Raw genomic sequence first — 19,832 nt, 5'->3', positions numbered from 1 at the left:
TATGCCTACCACTGAGAAATCTCCAGAATTTTACAAGCATTACCCCGCTTTGTTTCACACTTATTTTCCTACTGTAAGTGCTGAAACCTTACATTTGCTCTGTAAAGCGGGCTATGCCTACTATAATGCGGTGCTTTGTTTAGACGCCTTAGTAGATGAGGGCGATACAAAAGCATTGGTAGAGATGCTTGCCTTGCAAGAGGAAACAATTAAAATTCTCACGAGTATTTACGGTTATGAATCGCCCTTTTGGGGACTCTGGCAACAGCGTAAAGCGGAGTACTTTAAGGCTATACAAACCGAAAAACGCCTGCTTACTACCCCTATGGTATCGTTTGAACAATATAGTAACTTAGCAGATAATAAGTCGGCTTTTGGCAAAATAGCTATAGATAGCCTTTGGGTACAAAGCAACTCTCGAAACAAGGCTGTGTACGAAAAATTATTATTGTCACATCGCTATTTTTCAGTAGGGTTTCAGCTCTATGACGATGTAAAGGATTTTGCACGTGATGTACGCCGTGGGCAGTTCAATTGGGCAGTCTATCAGTTACAACAAAAAGTAGATTTTGCAGAAGCACAACACGAGCCTAATACCCTTCATAAATATTTGTTTGTAAAAGGCGTGGGGCAAGACTTGCTAAAAGAAGCTATTGCGCAGTTTGAAAAGGCAAAAGCTTTAGTAACTGAGCTGAATATTCCCAACGGGTGGTTGCAAACTATTGAGCAGATGATCACCACTATCAAAGGCTATTTGGAAACTACCGAAGGTTATTTGGCTGTGCTAAAAACTACTCTTGCTCTTAAAAAGGAACAAAACATCGCGCCTTTCTTTGATTTTTCTTCTGTAAAAGAGCAGGCTATCCACAGAGGATTAGCTTTTATAGCACGAGATTTTCGTCAGTATTACGCTGAGCTGAAACATACTATGTACTTAGGTAATGCCGAAGGCTTTGAGAACACTTGTCAGGTACATACCTCCGATACTTTCCAACGTGCACTATTAGACGATTGCTTTTACACTATTGCTCAAAGATACCAGTTGCCCATTACATCTTTCTTTGAGGAGGAATACCATTACTTTATGGAGCGTATCAATCCTGAAGTAGGCGCTTGGCAATACTTCCCCACCGTACAAGAAATAGCTCCTGATATTGACGATTTAGCGCAAATAATGCAGTTCTTTATTCATATTGGCAAAAAAGATGAGATTGCTAAACACTGTCAAAAAGCCATTGATACGGCTATTAATAGTAGAAGTTGTGTAAATGGAGGCATTGAAACGTGGATACTCCCCAAGCACAACCTAACACCTCTACAGCAAAAGCAACAGTATTTCAACGAAAGCAAATGGGGGACAGGTCCCGATGTGGAGGTAATAGCTAACTTCTTGTATGCGCTCTATCTTTATGACCCAAAAACCTATTTGTCTGTTATCCAAAAAGGAATTAGTTATTTATTCTCTCAACAAAAAGAAGAAGGTTATTGGGAGAGTCGTTGGTATTACGGCAATTATTACGGTACCTACGTTTGTGTGCGCTTGTTGCAATGCTTTGGTGAGCAATATACAAACCAGATACAGCGTGCTGTCAATTATATCAAAAACTATATACCTACTGAACCCCTTTCTATGGTATTGGCTTTACTCACTTTAAAAACAGTGGGGCTCAACACTGATGAAACTGCTATAATCCTACAAAAACAATTGCTTGCTACTCAAAATACCTCAGGAGGGTGGGAAGCTATGAACTTTATCAAACCTAAAGCGTACGAACCTTATAAAAGCGAGACGCTCACTACTGCTTACGCCCTTAAAGCCCTTTGCTTCTAATGCAAAACAAAATTCCACATATTAATCCCTCTATTACTTTCAATAAACTCAATGATAAAGAGTTTATTCTCTGTAATACCCTGCATAAGCATTATTTGAAAATCAATAAAGATACTTATGACCTCCTTTCACTCATAGACAATGAGCGCCCTCTTCAAGAGATATGTGAACTACATAACCAGCAATCTCAAAAGAAACTTACGGTAAACGCTCTGCACTTTCTTCTTTACGACAAACTCTCAAAGTATGGACTCTTAGTAGGCGAAGAAGAACAAATAAAACCTTATCAAAAGCCTTCCTATCTCAAGCTGAGTTTTATTATTTTTAGCAAGCGTTTTATTGCTAAAATCACCCCTTCACTACATTTTCTTTTTCGTAAGAAAATAGCTTTTCCTCTTTTGATATTATGCGCAGTGATGATAGGAACAGAACTTTATTGGTTATTAGAGGGGTATAAAAGTTTTAAAGTGCAGGAAAGTGTCGTTTTCTTTTTGGTGGTAATGGCTATAAGTGTTACTTTTCACGAATTGGGGCACGCTACCGCAGCCAGTCATTTTGGTGCAGAACACGGAGGTATAGGTGGTGGTTTCTACCTGTTTACTCCTGTCTATTTTGCCGATGTTACTGATGTATGGCGACTCAAGAAATGGCAACGGGTGGTAGTGAATTGTGCAGGAATGTATTTTGAAATCATCTTTTGCACTATCTTGTCGGTTATAGGTGTTCTATCAGGACAAATGAGTCTAACTCTCATTGCTATTATCGTTTGCTTACATACTTTTTTTAACCTCAATCCATTTCTTAGGAGTGATGGCTATTGGATACTCTCAGATATTACTAACAAACCTAACCTCTTGCAACACTCTTTGCGAAAGATAGGCGATATCTACAAAATACTTAAAGGAGAAAAAGTACGATGGACGAAAATAGATTTTCTTTTATTAGTCTACGGTTTAGTAAGCTATAGTTTTATTGTACTGTTTGTGTATTACGTACTCTTTAAAAACCCACATTCTATATTAAACTTTCCACAGAACTTATATCATTTCCTCAAAAGTTTATGGGACAAAAACGCTACTATTAGTTTAGTGTCACTCGGCGAACTGATTGTACCAATGTTATTCTTCTATTTGTTGTTCAGTTTTTTAAAAGGAATGTTGAAGAAAAGAGGTTAGGGTTTAACTATCAGGTTTTAGTGGAACTCTTCTAACGACAAATAATTTTCTCCCTAATTTTACTTACAAGTCTCACTTTCTTTTTGAGGTTTTTCTTGTTAATAAGCAGAGATTGGCTATTTGTTCAGTTTTATCAAAAACATATTTAATAAAGTGTTTTTCTAAAGGCAAAAGCGTCATAGTTAAAAGGTAAAACTGAATATTTGAATAATGAAAAGCTTGTGAGGAACAAGGTAAGAATAATTTCTAATTAACAGAATAGACAATTTGCAGATGAAATACTTTGCGTTTTTTTTGTTAAAAAACCACTTTTACCTGCATTTTGTTCAAAAAAAATCAGTCTTTTTTACCCATCTGATATTCAGTTTTCTAACGCCTTTCCTTCGCCTTAGCTTCGGTTTAGATTCGCCTTAGGTTCGTCTTACCTTCGGTTAAAGTAGCTAAAAAGTAAAATATAAAAATAAAGGCAATATATTGACTATTATATATTTATAGTTTTTAAAAATATTTAAGATACTCAGCTCTTAAATCTGAAAAAAACGCAAGCATTTAACAAGTATTAACATTTTTATTAATGGATAGATTTGTCAATGCACTATTTGCTGAATTTGCCAATTCACTAATTATTTACTACTTTTGCAAAAAATTACCTTGTAACTCATTATATGAAACATAGATTCCCCATACTGCTCACTATATTCATCGCCTTACTGCTGTGGCAGTGCGCCCGTCGTGGTTCGCCCACAGGAGGTCCCAAAGATACTACTGCACCTATCCTTTTGCAGTCGGTGCCAAGGTCGGGAGCAATGAAGTTCCACGGCAAGAAAATACGTTTGCAGTTCGATGAGTTTGTGGTTACCAAAGACGTGCGCAAACAGCTTATCATCTCCCCCCCGATGAAAACCTTCCCTACTATTTCGCCTACTTCAGCTTCGAAATGGTTGGAAATAAACATTATCGATACCCTAAAACCCAATACTACCTACGTGTTGAACTTCGGTAATAGTATTCAGGATTACAACGAAGGCAATCCTTTGCCTGATTTTAAATACGTGTTTTCCACTGGCGATGCGCTCGACTCGCTTTGGTATGAAGGTGATATTGCCGATGCCATTGCCCCTAAACCCGATAACTTTGTAACGGTGATGCTCTACCCCTATAACGAGCAGTATAACGATTCGCTCGTGTACAAAACGCAACCTACTTATGTCACCAATACGCTCGATAGTCTCGATAGCTTTGTGCTCGAATACCTTAAAGAAGGCAAATACAAGCTCATTGCGCTGAAAGAGAAGAGTGCCAACTATCTGTTCAATCCCAAAGACGACAAAATTGCCTTTATGGAAGAACCTATCACCGTCGCCGATTTGAAGGGGAATCCACAGGGGTTCTACCCCAAATTGCGCTTGTTCAAAGAAGTGCCCCCTTATAAAGCACATCGCCCTACACAAGTGGCGGGCAACCATATACAGTTTGGCTTCGAAGGTAAAACCGATAGTGTGAACATCAAGCCCATATCACCGGTGAGTAAAGATTTTAAGTATATCGTCTCCAAAGACCCCAAGAAAGATACGCTTAACTTGTGGTATAGCCCTAAACAGAAGGATTCTTTGGTATTTACAGTAGCAAAACAGAAAAAAATTGATACGTTTAAAGTCCGTATAAAGGAAATGAAAAACGACAGTTTGCAGATAGAGAACCTTTTTTCAGGTGATTTGCCGATGTACAAAGACTTTGGTTTTAGGAGTAATATCCCCATAGTAAAGACCGATAGCACTAAGCTAAAAGTGTTTGCAGGCAAAGATTCTACGGCAGTAGCTGTTCCGTTTAAAACGCAATTAGCCCCTAATCGCTTAGAATACTATGTGCTATTCGATAAAAAGAACGACGAGACCTACCGCATAGAAGCACTCCCTAATGCGCTCACCGACTTTTTTGGACATACGAACGATACCCTAAAAGTGAACCTACATACCAAAAAACTCGAAGAAGTAGCCATCTTTAAGTTGCACCTCAACACCGATGAGAAGACCCTGCAATACCCTGTTATTTTGCAACTCACCAACGAAAAAGCTACCGAGGTAGTGAGAGAGCTTTATGTTGAAAAACCACAAGAGCAATACCTGTTCGAGAACGTAAACCCCAGTAAGTTCCGCCTACGGCTAATAGAGGACAAGAATGCTAACCGAGAATGGGACACAGGTAGTTTCCTTGAACAACGCCAGCCCGAGCGAGTCTGGTATTTTCCGCAACTCATAGAGCTCCGTGCCAATTGGGAAGTAGAAGAAACGTGGCGAATTGATAATTAGCATTTGCTATGTAGATAAAAATTATTATCTTTGCCCAAAAATAATACACACAGAATTATGACAACTGAACTCATACAATTATACGATACTGTAAGTGAAAAAATAGGTAAGGAAGGAGCTGCAGCGTTAGCCAGTTATCTTTCTAAATTTACTGATGAACGTGTAAAGGCAAATATTGATAACTTAGTAACTAAAACAGAATTTCATAAAGAAATAGCAGAAATAAGAATGGATATAGCCGAATTGCGTTCAGAGCTCAAGCAAGATGTTGCAGAGTTACATACTGAGATAACAGAGTTGCGCTCAGAACTCAAGCAAGATATTGCAGAGCTACGCTCAGAACTCAAGCAAGATATTGCAGAGCTACGCTCAGAACTCAAGCAAGATATTGCAGAGTTACGCTCTGAATACAAACAAGATATCGCTGAATTGCGTACTGAGATTGTAGCATTAAGAGCAGATTTACAAAATGAAATGAAAGACGGTTTTGCTAAGATGAATCGTATCTTTATACAATGGCTTATAGGATTCTTTACTTCATTAGTAATTCTGATATTAACACTTTATTTTAATAGGTAATAATGATAAATATTATAAAAAAAGCCTCATTGCTGTGCAATGAGGCTTTTTAGTGAGTGTAGTTCAGATGAAGGAATACGAAAGAAGAACGGGAAGGAATTAGTGCTTTTACTCGTTAAAAAATAGAATACTATTAGGAAAGAACTCTAATTAACTGCTTAATTATAAAGTGTTTTATTTGTTTCTAATAGATTTTTCGTAAAAAAACTATTAAAAAATTTGCAGATTAGAAAAATAGCAGTACCTTTGCACCGCAAAAATGAAATGTGATTGGTCTATGGTGTAATGGTAACACAGCAGATTTTGGTTCTGTTATTCTAGGTTCGAGTCCTAGTAGACCAACAAAAGGCTTCCTATAAGGAAGCCTTTTTTGTTTTACAAGAAGGGTGAAAACAACCGCACGATACGTTCTATAAGCTGTTTGAACTTACTTCGCTTTTCCCACGTTTCTAACCTTAACAAACTTGCGTCTTCCAAATCCTTATAGAAAATCCTGCGCAAATCACTTGCAACTTCTTTGTTGTACACTAAGGCATTCACTTCAAAGTTAAGGTCGAAACTGCGTGCATCGAGGTTAGCTGTCCCTACTGACGCTACTTCGCCGTCTATCACAAAGGTCTTGGCGTGTACAAAGCCTTTTTCGTATCGGTAGATTTCTACCCCTGCTTTTAGTAGTTCTTCAAAAAACGATTCGCTGGCAGTATGCACAAACACCGAATCGCCTTCTTTTGGCACAAGTAATTTTACCTCTACCCCGCTAAGTGCCGCAATGATGAGGGCTTCTTGTAGCGAAGTGTCGGGAATAAAATAAGGAGTGGTAATCAGGATTTCACGCTTGGCAGCGTAGATGAGTTGTACGGTAGCGTAGAGAATGTTAGATAGGTCAGAATCTGCACCGCTAGAGACGATTTGTGTAAAATAATCGGTAGGGTAGGGTTGTGTGACTATGGGGAAGTAAGGTGCATCGATAGCTACGTTTTCTTCACTGCAAAAATTCCAATCTTGTAAGAATACCGCTTGCAATACGTGAGCTGAGTAACCTCGTACTTTTAGGTGAGTATCCCGCCAATAGAGAGCGTTGGGTTCATCGTTGTTGTACTTATCACTGATGTTGATGCCTCCCACGAAAGCAGTATAGCCGTCCACTACCACTATCTTGCGGTGGTTGCGGTAGTTCATACGGTTAGCGAGCTTTACAAAGTTGATTTTGTAAAAAGGGAAAGCAGGCACGCCATTAGCTAAGAGTTCTTTTACTATATTCTTGCGAATGCCTTGACTTCCGAAATCATCATAAATAAAACGCACTTCTACCCCTGCCCGCACTTTCTCAATAAGGATATTTTTAATAGCATTGCCTATGTGGTCATTCTCGTAGATGTAATACTCTATATGAATATGATGCTTTGCTGCGCGTAGAGCGTCGAGTAGTTCAGGGAAGAGGTTTTCGCCGTTGCATATCACCTTCACCTCTTCGTTAGGGATAATAGAGAGGCGTTCTTCTATGTTAGAGAGGAAGCGCAAACTCTTTTCATAGGGAGTGATGAAGGCAGTATCAAGCGAGTTTAGATGGGCACGTATCTGCGGATAGATATGTTCTAATCGCTGACGAAAGGATTGGTCAATAGTGAGCTTTTTGTGGTATATTTTATGCTTGCGATAGTTGATACCAAATGAGAAGTAAAAGATAGCCCCCAATATAGGCACAAAGATAACCAAGAGCAAGTACGCTAAGGCTTTACTCACCGAACGGGTGTCCCACACGATGCGCAAACAAATAGCGATTATCAGTAGGACGTAAAGGATTTCATAGAGCAGAAGGAACTTCATTTTTCACTATTGTCAAGTAATTCTGCGATGTCGTATACTTTTACTTGTGTTTCTTTGTTTTTTGTCTTTATACCATCGGTCATCATAGTGTTACAAAACGGACAAGCGGTAGCGATGATATTGGGGTGCACTTCAAGGGCTTGTTCAGTTCGCAATACATTGATATCCTTATTGCCTTTTTCAGCTTCTTTGAACATCTGAGCGCCTCCTGCTCCACAACAAAGAGCACGTGCCTTACAACTCTTCATCTCTACCAAATCAGCATCGAGTTTTTGTAAGAGTTCACGCGGGGCATTGTACACCTTGTTGGCTCTGCCCAAATAACAAGGGTCGTGAAAGACGATGCGTTTCCCTTTAAAAGCACCGTCCTCAATGGTAAGTCTACCTTCCTGCACCAAAGCTTTGAGCAATTCGGTATGATGGAGGACTTCATAGTGTCCGCCTAAGGCAGGATATTCGTTTTTAAGAGTATTGAAACAATGTGGACAAGCGGTTACTATCTTAGTAATATGGTAGCTGTTCAGCACTTTGATATTCGTCATTGCTTGCATTTGGAAGAGAAATTCGTTACCTGCACGCTTGGCAGGGTCGCCGGTACAGCTCTCTTCGGTGCCGAGTACGGCAAAGCGCACCCCTGCTTTTTGCAAGAGGTGGGCAAAGGCTTTGATAATGCGCTTGACGCGGTCGTCAAAACTACCAGCACAGCCTACCCAGAAGAGTACTTCGGGGATTTCTCCGCGGGCTGAGAGTTCTGCCATTGTTGGGATCATAGTAATTTGTCGATTTGTCGATTTGTCAATTTGGCGCGAGCTACAAGCTCGCACTAATCATTAAACACTTCTATGGTTTCTTCTTTGAGGACAAAATCGGTGAATTTGCCCTTGTAACGGGTAGCTTTTACGATGTGATTGTCTATCCAATGATAGTTGCCACCTCGAGGTTTGCCAAAGATGATGCCGTGATACTTAAAGCCGTGCTTTTTGAGCCATTGCTCAGTAACTTTACGGTGTGCTTCGGTGCGTGAGGTGAAAAAGTAAATCACGTGACCTTCATCATACCATTTGTTTACTTGTGCTAAGGCATCGGGAAATACCTCGGCAGTAGCCATTCGCTCGGGTTCTTCATTGGGGATATCCTCGCCTACCGTACCATCAATATCGATGAGGTAGTTTTTCACTCCCTCTGGCAATATAGGATTTTTATTGCCTTGAGCATCTTCTTTTAAGGTAAATTTTTCAGTCATAATATTGAATTAGCAAATTCTTAAGGAATCCATTTCTTTTCGAAGTTAGGTTTGCGTTTTTCGAGGAAGGCATCACGTCCTTCTTTGGCTTCATCGGTCATATACGCTAAACGGGTGGCTTCACCAGCGAATACTTGTTGCCCTACCATACCGTCATCGGTGAGGTTCATAGCGAATTTCAGCATTTTGATAGAGGTAGGCGATTTAGCCATTATCTCTTGCGCCCACTCAAAAGCGGTAGCTTCTAACTCACTGTGAGGGACTACAGCGTTTACCATTCCCATCTCGAAAGCCTCTTGAGCAGAATAGTTGCGCCCTAAGAAGAAGATTTCGCGGGCTTTCTTCTGTCCGACCATTTTGGCGAGATAAGCTGACCCATAACCCGCATCAAAACTCGTTACATCGGCATCGGTTTGTTTGAAAATAGCGTGTTCTTTGCTGGCGAGGGTAAGGTCGCACACTACGTGCAATGAGTGTCCGCCCCCCACTGCCCAACCGGGTACTACTGCAATCACCACTTTGGGCATAAAGCGGATGAGGCGTTGCACTTCGAGGATGTTGAGACGGTGATAACCATCGTCGCCTACATACCCTTGATGACCACGTGCTTTTTGGTCGCCACCACTACAAAAACTCCACACGCCATCTTTGGGAGAGGGACCTTCGGCAGAGAGTAAAACGGCGCCTATGTTGATATCTTCATAGGCATCTTTGAACGCGTCGAGCAGTTCGGCGGTAGTTTTAGGGCGAAAAGCGTTGCGCACTTCGGGGCGATTGAAAGCGATACGCGCTACACCATCACATTTTTTATATGTAATATCTTCGTATTCTTTTACGGTTGTCCAGTTCATTTGTTATTAGATGTTAGTGCTGATAACTAAATTATCCCAATTTCTTTGCATCAGCTAAAAACTGCGCTAAGCCACTGTCGGTAAGAGGGTGTTTGAGAAGCCCTGTGATAGCCGAAAGAGGTGCAGTAATCACATCGGCACCTATTTTAGCACATTCGAGGATGTGCATTGTGTGACGGACAGAAGCAGCAAGGATTTGAGTCTCGAAATTGTAGTTGTCGTAAATGAGACGTATGTCCTCGATGAGCGAAAGACCGTCGGTTGAGATATCGTCGAGTCTACCGATGAAAGGCGACACATAAGTAGCGCCTGCTTTGGCTGCCAAAAGCGCCTGACCTGCTGAGAATACCAGCGTACAGTTGGTACGGATACCCTTATCGGTGAAATATTTAATGGCTTTGATACCGTCTTTTATCATCGGTACTTTTACCACGATTTGAGGGTGAAGGGCGGCGAGTTCTTCGCCTTCGCGCACAATGCCTTCATAGTCGGTGGCGATTACTTCGGCAGAAACATCGCCTTCTACGATAGTGCAGATATCAGTATAATGTTTTAGTATCGCCTCTTTGCCGGTGATACCTTCTTTTGCCATTAACGACGGATTAGTGGTTACGCCGTCTAACACGCCCAAATCTTGGGCTTCTTGAATTTGCGATAAATTCGCTGTATCGATAAAAAATTTCATAATGTTATTTTATAATTGATAATTGATAATTGACAATTGACAATTGACAATTGACAATTAATGTTATTCAACTTTGGCAAAGTGTGTGACGCAGTGGTTAATTGCCTGTGCGATTTGCACCTAATTGATAGTGTTTCATTAGCATTTTCTCGTAGGAATTGCTCGGCAAAAGTCGTTTGAGGACAATGGAGAACTTCTGTAAGAAACTGCCTTGCTTATAATGCACTTTTAGGTGTTTGGTATTGATGACTTTCAGTATTTTGTCTGCCATTTCTTTGGGGTCGCCACCACTATCGACGTGCTCGTTCATCAGACGGAGTTGTTTTTCATAGACTTCGGCATAAGGAGAACCTTCGTTTACAGGGGTGTGGTAACGGCGAGAGGCAATATCGGTAGCGTAATCGCCTGGAGAAATGGTACAGACTTCTATACCAAAAGACTTAACTTCCATACGTAGAGCTTCACTCATCAGGAGGAGAGCGCCTTTGCTGGCTGAATAAGCCCCACGAAAAGGCAAGCCCATATAACCTGCAATAGAGGCAATGTTGATGATACGTCCGCTTCCCTGAGAGCGCATTGCTGGGAGGACTTGTTGTATCACAGTTATAGCACCATAGAGATTGGTAGCGAAAACGTTGTGCAACTGCTCGGTGGGGAGTTCTTCTACGGCACCCGTAATACCTACACCTGCATTATTGATGAGTATATCGATGCGACCTACTTCGGTGAGGATTTGCTGTACCGTTTCTTTGATAGAAGTTTCGTTTCGCACGTCCATTGGCAAGAGACGAAAAGGCAAGTTTTTGCCTTCTACATTGCGCGCTGTTCCATAGACCAAAAAGCCTTTGGAGGCAAGTAGCAAGGCGGTTTCTTTGCCTATGCCTGATGTAGCACCAGTGATGAGAACAGTTTTGTTCATTCGTTTAAGAAATTTGTGCAAAGGTAGGAATAATTTGCCAATTAGCAAATATGTGAATTATCAAAAAAGGGCTAAAACCAACGGAGAAGAAATCGGGCTAAAAAGTAGCTACTTCGTCGTGAATATATTGTCGTCCTTCACAAAATTGAGCTAATTCCTCTTCTATAAACCATTTTACTTCCGTAGTAGAAGTTTTAGGGTATAACAGATGTACATTAGCCCCTGCATCGAGCGTAAAACAAAGCGGGATATTCGTTTCTTTACGGTATTGCCATATGCGCTGAATCACTTCTAACGTATTGGGGCGCATCAGAATAAAGTATGGAATACTGGTTTGCATCATTGCGTGCAGAGTGAGAGCTTCACTTTCCACTACTTCTATGAAACGCTCTACATCACCGGAAGCAAAACTTCTGACAAGTTTATTGATATTCTCATTGGCTTGTGCAAAACGTGCCTCAGCAAAAGGGTGACCGTGCATTAGGTTATGACCTACGGTACTGCTGACTTGCTTCTGACCTCTATCGATGAGCAAAATAGTATCTTGATAATTTTGAAAAACTTCGTGAACGGGGAGGGGATAGGGTATACCATATTCATCGGAACTCCCTATAATGGCAGGGTGTTCGCCCCATACTACTATACTGCCTCGCACACTTCGGCAGGCACTACCCGAACCCAAGCGCGCCAAGAAAGAGGCTTTTTGCCAAAAAGTTTCTTCTGCATAAGTTTCTCCTAACTCTTTAGAAATCTGCATTAAGCATACCGAGAGGGCAGCCATTGCACTTGCAGAAGACGCAATACCACTGCTATGAGGGAAAGAATTATGTGAGGCAATGCTAAAATGATAGTCCTTTAAGAAAGGCAAGTAAGCTACAATCCGCTCGAAGAAAGTATGGATTTTAGGGTGAAAAGAAGGTTTGGGTTGTCCTTCAAAGCTAAAATCGAATGAAAAGGGTTCGCCTGAGGCAATAGAAGACTCACTCCTACGTTCATATTCAATAGAAGTTTCGGTATAACAATGCGTGAGTGTAAAGCTGATAGAAGGGTTTGCAGGGAGCTGTTCTCCCTTCTTGCCCCAATACTTTACTAAGGCTATATTACTCGGTGCTTTGAAAGAAATCATATTTAGGCAATAGGACTTAGTCCATAGGCGTTAGGGTATAGGCAATAGCAGGAAACTACTGACACATATTATTTTAGTTTTTATTACAATACTAAGAACTAAAACAAGGGTTTTTGTTTAGTACTTCTGAATCTGAGAATTATTACACTATCTCCCTTAATTTCATAGTAGAGTAAAAATCTTCCTTTAAAGAAAATTCGCTGATAAACATTATCTTCCTCTATGTATTTAGCTAAAAAATAAGGGTCTTCTTCTATTTCTTTCTGAACTTTTTCAGTTTCAATTGCTATCTTTTCAGAATAAGAGTCAGATTTATTGTTCTCACTCCAGAAATCTAAAGTGTTTTCTAGCTCTGTCTTAGCTTTACCCGACCACCTTACTCGCATATCTTTTTCTGATGTTATCGAATAATTCTTTTCCGTCTATCCAATTGCCTTTTTCGACGTCTTCACGGGCTAAGGCAATAGCTTGTTTATCCTCATTTGTTATTAGAGAAGGATATTCGTAAGGATTGGTTACCTCAATTCCTATGGTAGCAAAGTAATCAACTATTTGTTGATACTGCTCAAAGTCGATATTTTTATTTAATATAAGTGTGTTCACATTGTTAGGTTTTAGGGATTCAACTTTGCCAAAGGTGTAAGTCGCCTATATTTTAAGCTCTCACAGCGCGGTTCATCACCAAATCGATGTACAAATTCACTTTGTCTTTGAGTTCTTTGCGGTTTACGATAAAATCCAAGAAGCCGTGTTCGAGTAAGAACTCTGCTGTTTGGAAATCTTCGGGGAGGTCTTGCCCTGTTGTGTCTTTCACTACGCGAGGTCCTGCAAAACCAATAAGAGCGCCTGGTTCGGCTATATTGATGTCGCCCAGCATTGCAAACGATGCAGTAATACCTCCCGTTGTAGGGTCGGTACAAAGCGAGATGTAAGGTAGTTTGGCTTCGTCTAACTGAGCGAGTTTAATAGACGTTTTAGCCATTTGCATTAGTGAAAGAGCGGCTTCCATCATACGTGCGCCTCCTGATTTAGAAATCATCAAGAAAGGCAATCGGTGTTTGATAGCATAATCAATCGCACGACAAATCTTCTCACCTACTACACTTCCCATAGAACCACCGATGAAAGCGAAATCCATACAGCCTATCACGATAGACTTACCTTTGGAGCTTCCTACGGCAGTGCGCACGGCATCTTTTAAGTTTGTTTTTTGAGTAGCTTCTTCCAAACGTTGGGTATAGGGTTTTGTATCGACAAAGTCTAAGGGGTCTTTAGAGCTCATATTGGCATCGAGTTCTTGAAATTCGTTGTTATCAAACAATATCTGGAAGTACTCTTTACTACCTATGCGCACGTGATACCCATCGTCGGGACTTACATAGAAGTTGGAAGCTAACTCGTCCTGTTCGACGATGTTACCGCTGGGTGATTTAAACCATAATCCTTTGGGGATATCTTTCTTTTCCTCAGTAGAGGTTTGTATTCCTTTTGCTGTTCTTTTAAACCAAGACATAATTATTCTGTTTTAGTAAAGTGCAAAAGTACAAAGTTTTTTTGAAATAGCAAAAAAAGAGAATTAATGATTAGTGGTTAATGGTTAATGATTAATGGTGAAGATAAGATAGGTTTTTTGAGTGATTTTCAACTTTGGCAAAGTATGTAGCGATGGAAAGGCGAAGATAAGGCGAACGATGAGTGGCTCTACAGTGGGTCTACAGTGGGTCTACAGTGGGTCTACAGTGGGTCTACGCTGACTAATAGATTAAGAATCAGTGGAGGAAAGAGAAATAAAAGACGGTGCGAGCCGCATAGGCAGATGAAAAATGAACGAAGAATGATTGAACCTATGGAGAAGGTAAGGTGAAGAATAATTGGTGTATTGAGATTTGTTTTGTATTTTTGCACCGTTTTTAAGAAAAGTATAATGACGACCCATCACCAGCAACATCTTCTCAAACGCCTTTTGATATGGCGTGTAAAGCATATTTCGGATAGGCGTTTTATCCTTATTCTCAGTGGAATAATAGGCATTGCTACGGGATTGGCTGCCTTGGCAATGCGCTCGTTTACACATCTTATTCAGTGGCTGCTAGACGATAAGCTCGCTCAAACTATTACTTATAGTTTTTACTTTATCCTCCCAATGTTAGGCTTTGCCATTGTGTATTTGGTAAAAAAATACGTGATACGGCACGATGTGAACCACGGAATCCCTTCGATTCTTTATGCGGTAGCCCACCAAAAAGGGATAATGAAGCGCTTTCAGGCGTATGGCAGTATCCTCACAGCACCTATTACCGTTGGTTTTGGAGGTTCGGTGGGGTTAGAAGGTCCGATGGTAGTAACGGGGGCAGGTATTAGTTCCAATATTTGCAGGTTTTTTCACATTAATCAATCGAACCGGATGTTGCTTTTGGCGTGTGCTTGTGCGGCGGCTTTAGCAGCTATTTTTAAAGTGCCTATTGCGGCGATACTGTTTGCTATTGAGGTTTTTGGGTTGGATTTGACGCTCTCGTCACTCATACCACTGTTTATCGCTTCCCTTTGTGGGGTATTCACTTCGTATTTCTTCTTTGGCAGTGAAGTGTTGATACCCATAACCATCACGCGAGCTTTTTCATTGCAAGGCATTCCTTTTTATATTCTTTTAGGCGTGGTAGGCGGATTGATGTCGGCTTACTTTACCTATGTTTATGAGAAAATGAATGCTACTTTTAAGAAACTTACTTCGCCTTGGCTAAAAATAGTAGTAGGCGGAGCTCTTTTGGGGTTGCTTATTTACATAATGCCACCGCTTTACGGTGAAGGACACGAGATTATCAATCACCTGAAAGAAGGTCACCCCGAACTATCACTGAGTAGTAATATTTTTGGTTGGGACTTATCGAATGCGTGGGTGATTATCCTACTTTTGGCTGCCCTCACTTTTGCAAAGGTTATTGCCACCTCGCTCACCTTTGGTGCGGGAGGGGTAGGAGGTATCTTCTCGCCTATGCTGTTTATGGGGGGAGTGATGGGGAACTGCTTGGCGCGCATCATCAACGAGTTTCCTATTTTGGGCTATAAAGCAGAGTTACCGAACTTCACTTTGGTGGGAATGACTGCCCTGATGACGGGGGTATTGCACGCACCCCTTACGGCTGTTTTTCTCATCGCCGAGGTAACGGGAGGTTATTCGCTTTTAGTACCGGCGATGCTCACTGCTGCGGTATCGTTTTTGGTAGCGAAATACTTTAATAAATATTCTGTTTATACGATGGAATTAGGCAGAAAAGGAGAACTCATCTCGCAGAACAAAGACCAATCGATACTCACTCTAATGGATTTTGACCAAGTGGTGGAACACAATTTCATCCCCGTATATACCGATATGAAACTTCGTGAGGTGGTGTACAATGCTGTGCGCGAGTCGAACCGCAATATTTACCCCGTACTCGACCGCGAAAAAGGTACGCTACAAGGTGTGATACTGCTTGACGACATACGGCACTTGATTTTTGAAACGAACTATTACGACAAGATTCCTGCCGTAGAACTAATGCAAAAACCACCTGCTGTTATAGAAATGGGCAAGGACAAGATGAGCACCGTAATGGATAAGTTTCAGCATACTGGTGCGTGGAACTTGCCCGTAGTGAAGGACGGTAAGTACGTAGGGTTTATTTCCAAATCGAAGTTGTTGAGCATTTATAGAAGGAAATTGATATATTTTACGCAGTAAGAGCTAAAAAGGTAAAAGATAAATCAAGATATAGAATTAAGCTAATACAAGTGTTTTTATAGTCAAACAAAAATAGATTGCAAATAAAAAGGCTTGTTTTTTGGAGGGACAAATAGCGTCACATACACTGCTATCACAAGCTTCACCCCTACGAATACCGAAAAAGTAGTTGGTTATCAGTACAATCAACTTTGGCAAAATTTAAAACTTTGCCAAAGTGTGGCGCATAAATTCGGATAGACTATAATATAGAGAAACAAAACAGAAAAAAGTTCTTGTTATAGGTATCTTATACGAACCTTATACAAACCTTGGACGAATCTTGGACGATAGCCATATCTATACATTTCTACACAAATACTATTTTTATAGAAAAACATTCCAAAAATCATCTTCATAACGAAATAAATATCTTTTTTAGTAATCTCTATGAGCTTTGAAAGTTGGAGCAGGGGTATTGAAATCATTTTTAGAGAAAAGTATAAAGCAAAAAGAATTATTAGAATATATTATTGTATTTGTCATTAGTATTTGTAATTTTGCAGGCTCTATGGATATCATAACTCTTTTGAAAGCAGCGAGGTTGCGCACCTTACCCTTATCGGTTGCGGGGATTATCACGGGGAGTGCTTTGGCATTTCGCGAAGACCCTTATGCTTTTAGGTGGGAGATTTTTGGTTGGGCACTGCTTACCACTATTTTGTTTCAGGTACTTTCGAACTTTGCCAATGATTATGGCGATGGGGTAAAGGGCACGGACAATGAGCACCGCATAGGTCCTACAAGAGCTTTGCAGAGTGGGAAAGTTACGCGTAGGCAGATGAAGAACGTTGTACTTATCACTGCTTTACTGTCGTTACTTTCGGCTGTGGTGCTTATTTATAGGGCTTTTGGAAGAGAAAATCTGTTATATATCTCGGTGTTTTTTGTTTTAGGAGTGCTGTGTGTGGTAGCGGCTATCAAGTACACTGTGGGGCAATCGGCTTATGGATATCGGGGCTGGGGCGACCTATTTGTGTTTGTATTCTTCGGGTTAGTGAGCGTGGTAGGCAGTTATTTCTTATACACGGAGAGCTTGAATAAGGTTATATGGTTGCCCGCTATTGCTATTGGCTTGCTGAGCGTAGCAGTGCTGAACCTAAATAATATGCGCGATTATGAGAATGACAAGCGTTCGGGCAAGCATACATTGGTAGTGAAAATGGGAATTCCGATGGCTAAATATTATCATTATTATTTAGTTATATTGGCGATGGTAGCAATGTTGGGCTTTTCGGTGATGCGTTTGCAAATGCGCTGGGAGCTTCTGTACTTAGTTGCTTTTCTGCCTTTAATAGGACATTTGCTCACTGTAAAACGAAATATGGAACTCAAACAGCTTGATAAAGAATTAAAGATAGTAGCCCTGAGTACTTTTTTGCTTTCGGTACTCTTTTTTGTGGGGATTTTGATACATATATTTTAAGGAGAGTTAAACGAAAGAAGGAGATAGTAACGGACGTTATATATATTAAATAAATACACTAAAAAACATAATAACTATGGAGGTAACTTATTACGGACACTCGTGTGTGAGCATTAAAATAGGCGATACACATTTGCTTGTAGACCCGTTTATTGCTAATAATCCTTTGGCAAGCCATATAGATATCAATACGATTCCTGCTGATTACATCTTGATAACCTCGGCGCAACAAGACCATATATCGGACGTGGAGCAGATAGCTAAGCGCACGAAAGCGCAAATCATTTCGAATTTTGAAATCTCTAATTACTTTTTTAATTTGGGAATTGAAAATTCACACCCTATGGACTTGGGAGGATTGTACAGTTTCCCATTTGGGTCGGTGAAGATGGTACCAGCGTTGCATTCTTCTACCTTTGAAAATGGCACTGCCGGCGGGTGCGCTTGTGGGTTTGTGATTAAAACTTTGGAAAAGACGGTATACGTATCGGGGGCTACGGCTTTGTATTTTGATATGCAACTCATACCGGTGCGTTATAAGTTGGACTTAGCTATATTGCCCATTGGAGGTAACTTTACAATGGACGTGGAAGATGCGATTATGGCTTCGGACTTTGTGAAATGCAACAAGGTGTTGGGGTATCATTACGACACTTTTAACCTCATTAAGTTAGATGATAAGGATTTAGCAAAGAGGAGTTTTAAGGCAAAAGGCAAAGAGCTGATATTAACAGATATAGGACAATCTATTTTTGTATAAATTATGAGGAAAGCGACGTTTATTATAGCTTTGCTCTTTACAATATTTAGAAAAAACAGATTTTGCTCATTCATTAAAATTGATTACTTTTGCAATTTATTTTAGGAGACAAGCCAACAATTGCAAAAGGAGCATCAATTAAATTGAGGAAGTAAAAAGGAAAATAAAAAAAGAATTTGGAATTTAAACCCTAATCACTAATGACTAAACAATGGAACTGATAAAAATACACGATAAGACCTTTGAGCCTTACGTATCTGCCGAGGAACTCAACCAAATTGCCGAACGAATGGCAAGCGAGGTATATCAAGATTTGCAAGAATCACGCCCTATTTTCATCGCCATACTCAACGGTTCTTTTATGTTCGCTGCCGACTTTCTAAGGCACTACAAAGGCGAATGTGAAATATCATTTGTAAAAATGGCATCTTACGAGGGTACCCAGTCTACTGGGAAAATACACCAACTCATTGGGCTTTCTACCCCAGTGGAAGGACGTGATGTGGTAATCTTGGAAGACATTATCGACACCGGTAATACCTTAGAAGAGATTTACCGCATTTTCGAAGACAAAAAGGTAAAATCTTTCCGCGTGGCTACCTTATTCTTCAAACCCGATGCCTACAAAAAAGACCTAAAAATAGACTATGTAGGCAAACCTATCCCTAACCGATTTATCGTGGGCTATGGATTGGATTTTGACGAGATAGCGCGTAACTTACCCCAAGTATATCAATTAAACACTTCATTAACTATGACAAATTTAGTACTTTTCGGCAAACCAGGAGCTGGCAAAGGCACCCAAGCCGCTTTTTTGAAAGATAAATACAACTTAGTACACATCTCTACCGGCGATGTTTTCCGCTACAACATCAAGAACGAAACCAAACTCGGCAAACTCGCTCAATCGTATATGGATAAAGGCGACCTCGTACCCGATGAAGTTACTATACAAATGCTACAAGAGGAAGTTGAAAAGAACCCTAATGCCGAAGGATTTATTTTCGACGGCTTCCCTCGTACTATCGCACAAGCCGAAGCCCTCGATGCTTTCTTAGACAGCAAAGGAATGCGCATTCACGGTACTCTTGCTTTGGAAGCTGATGACGAGGTGCTCATCAAACGATTGGTAGAGCGCGGTAAAGTGAGCGGTCGCACCGACGACCAAGACGAAGAGAAAATACGCAATCGTTTCACCGAATACAACGAGAAAACAGCCCCTCTCATTGCTTTCTATCAAACACAAGGGAAATATCACGCAATTAATGGTATAGGTACTATCGAAGAAATTACCACCCGCCTTTCTGAGACTATCGACAAAATTAAAGCTGAATAATCCCC

18 protein-coding genes and 1 tRNA gene are annotated in these 19,832 nt (G+C 40.6%); 9 read left to right on the top strand and 10 right to left on the bottom strand.

What is annotated here, in order from left to right:
• The first annotated feature begins 1 nt into the window (after nt 1).
• From HW279_RS02395 to HW279_RS02375, 5 genes are all read left to right on the top strand, one after another.
• Nucleotides 2–1,831 carry a prenyltransferase/squalene oxidase repeat-containing protein gene (locus HW279_RS02395; protein ID WP_178957824.1) on the top strand — a complete coding sequence of 610 codons (1,830 nt, stop codon included), beginning with the start codon at nt 2–4 and terminating at the stop codon, nt 1,829–1,831.
• Nucleotides 1,831–3,006, top strand: coding sequence for a site-2 protease family protein (locus tag HW279_RS02390; protein WP_178957823.1), 1,176 nt, complete (start codon nt 1,831–1,833; stop codon nt 3,004–3,006). Before HW279_RS02395 ends, HW279_RS02390 begins: the two co-directional genes overlap by 1 nt.
• Nucleotides 3,007–3,671: 665 nt before the next feature.
• Nucleotides 3,672–5,315 carry an Ig-like domain-containing protein gene (locus tag HW279_RS02385; RefSeq protein ID WP_178957822.1) on the top strand — a complete coding sequence of 548 codons (1,644 nt, stop codon included), beginning with the start codon at nt 3,672–3,674 and terminating at the stop codon, nt 5,313–5,315.
• Nucleotides 5,316–5,372: 57 nt separating this feature from the next.
• The gene (locus tag HW279_RS02380) at nt 5,373–5,894 is read left to right on the top strand and encodes a coiled-coil domain-containing protein (RefSeq protein WP_053581110.1); all 522 of its coding nucleotides are present in this window, start codon (nt 5,373–5,375) and stop codon (nt 5,892–5,894) included.
• A gap of 271 nt (nt 5,895–6,165) precedes the next feature.
• Nucleotides 6,166–6,236 (top strand) — tRNA-Gln (locus HW279_RS02375).
• 33 nt (nt 6,237–6,269) lie between these two features.
• Here HW279_RS02375 and cls read toward each other — a convergent pair.
• The 10 genes from cls to accD all read right to left on the bottom strand — a co-directional run bounded on the left by cls (nt 6,270) and on the right by accD (nt 14,058).
• Complete coding sequence (cls, locus tag HW279_RS02370) at nt 6,270–7,721, bottom strand: cardiolipin synthase (protein ID WP_178957821.1); 1,452 nt, start codon at nt 7,719–7,721, stop codon at nt 6,270–6,272.
• Complete coding sequence (locus HW279_RS02365) at nt 7,718–8,491, bottom strand: (Fe-S)-binding protein (protein WP_178957820.1); 774 nt, start codon at nt 8,489–8,491, stop codon at nt 7,718–7,720. The genes cls and HW279_RS02365 overlap by 4 nt, the downstream gene beginning before the upstream one ends.
• Before the next feature lie 53 nt (nt 8,492–8,544).
• On the bottom strand, nt 8,545–8,964 hold the full coding sequence (locus HW279_RS02360) for a phosphoheptose isomerase (RefSeq protein ID WP_178957819.1): 420 nt from the start codon (nt 8,962–8,964) through the stop codon (nt 8,545–8,547).
• Nucleotides 8,965–8,984: 20 nt separating this feature from the next.
• Nucleotides 8,985–9,815, bottom strand: a complete 831-nt coding sequence (locus tag HW279_RS02355; protein ID WP_178957818.1) for a 1,4-dihydroxy-2-naphthoyl-CoA synthase — start codon at nt 9,813–9,815, stop codon at nt 8,985–8,987.
• Between the two features lie 31 nt (nt 9,816–9,846).
• The gene (fsa, locus tag HW279_RS02350; protein WP_178957817.1) at nt 9,847–10,500 is read right to left on the bottom strand and encodes a fructose-6-phosphate aldolase; all 654 of its coding nucleotides are present in this window, start codon (nt 10,498–10,500) and stop codon (nt 9,847–9,849) included.
• 97 nt (nt 10,501–10,597) lie between these two features.
• On the bottom strand, nt 10,598–11,419 hold the full coding sequence (locus HW279_RS02345) for an SDR family oxidoreductase (RefSeq protein ID WP_178957816.1): 822 nt from the start codon (nt 11,417–11,419) through the stop codon (nt 10,598–10,600).
• A gap of 97 nt (nt 11,420–11,516) precedes the next feature.
• On the bottom strand, nt 11,517–12,545 hold the full coding sequence (locus HW279_RS02340) for a diphosphomevalonate/mevalonate 3,5-bisphosphate decarboxylase family protein (RefSeq protein ID WP_178957815.1): 1,029 nt from the start codon (nt 12,543–12,545) through the stop codon (nt 11,517–11,519).
• Between the two features lie 98 nt (nt 12,546–12,643).
• Nucleotides 12,644–12,931 (bottom strand): type II toxin-antitoxin system RelE/ParE family toxin, encoded by a 288-nt coding sequence (locus tag HW279_RS02335; protein ID WP_009417180.1) that lies wholly within the window; start codon nt 12,929–12,931, stop codon nt 12,644–12,646.
• Complete coding sequence (locus tag HW279_RS02330; protein WP_009417173.1) at nt 12,909–13,148, bottom strand: hypothetical protein; 240 nt, start codon at nt 13,146–13,148, stop codon at nt 12,909–12,911. Before HW279_RS02330 ends, HW279_RS02335 begins: the two co-directional genes overlap by 23 nt.
• A gap of 52 nt (nt 13,149–13,200) precedes the next feature.
• Nucleotides 13,201–14,058, bottom strand: a complete 858-nt coding sequence (gene accD / locus HW279_RS02325) for an acetyl-CoA carboxylase, carboxyltransferase subunit beta (RefSeq protein WP_178957814.1) — start codon at nt 14,056–14,058, stop codon at nt 13,201–13,203.
• A gap of 411 nt (nt 14,059–14,469) precedes the next feature.
• On the opposite strand from accD, the gene HW279_RS02320 reads away from it, so the two are divergent.
• The 4 genes from HW279_RS02320 to HW279_RS02305 all read left to right on the top strand — a co-directional run bounded on the left by HW279_RS02320 (nt 14,470) and on the right by HW279_RS02305 (nt 19,827).
• Nucleotides 14,470–16,266 (top strand): chloride channel protein, encoded by a 1,797-nt coding sequence (locus HW279_RS02320; protein ID WP_178957813.1) that lies wholly within the window; start codon nt 14,470–14,472, stop codon nt 16,264–16,266.
• Nucleotides 16,267–16,702: 436 nt separating this feature from the next.
• Nucleotides 16,703–17,731: a 1,4-dihydroxy-2-naphthoate octaprenyltransferase gene (gene menA, locus HW279_RS02315; protein WP_178957812.1), complete on the top strand. Its 1,029-nt coding sequence runs from the start codon at nt 16,703–16,705 to the stop codon at nt 17,729–17,731.
• 76 nt (nt 17,732–17,807) lie between these two features.
• Entirely contained in the window at nt 17,808–18,491 is a 684-nt protein-coding gene (locus HW279_RS02310; protein ID WP_002673809.1) for a metal-dependent hydrolase, read from the top strand.
• A gap of 211 nt (nt 18,492–18,702) precedes the next feature.
• Complete coding sequence (locus HW279_RS02305; RefSeq protein ID WP_178957811.1) at nt 18,703–19,827, top strand: adenylate kinase; 1,125 nt, start codon at nt 18,703–18,705, stop codon at nt 19,825–19,827.
• Nucleotides 19,828–19,832: the final 5 nt, after the last annotated feature.

The sequence above is a fragment of the Capnocytophaga sp. oral taxon 903 genome, assembly GCF_013394785.1.
GTDB lineage: Bacteria > Bacteroidota > Bacteroidia > Flavobacteriales > Flavobacteriaceae > Capnocytophaga > Capnocytophaga ochracea.
This window is presented reverse-complemented; position numbering and strand designations above follow the sequence as displayed.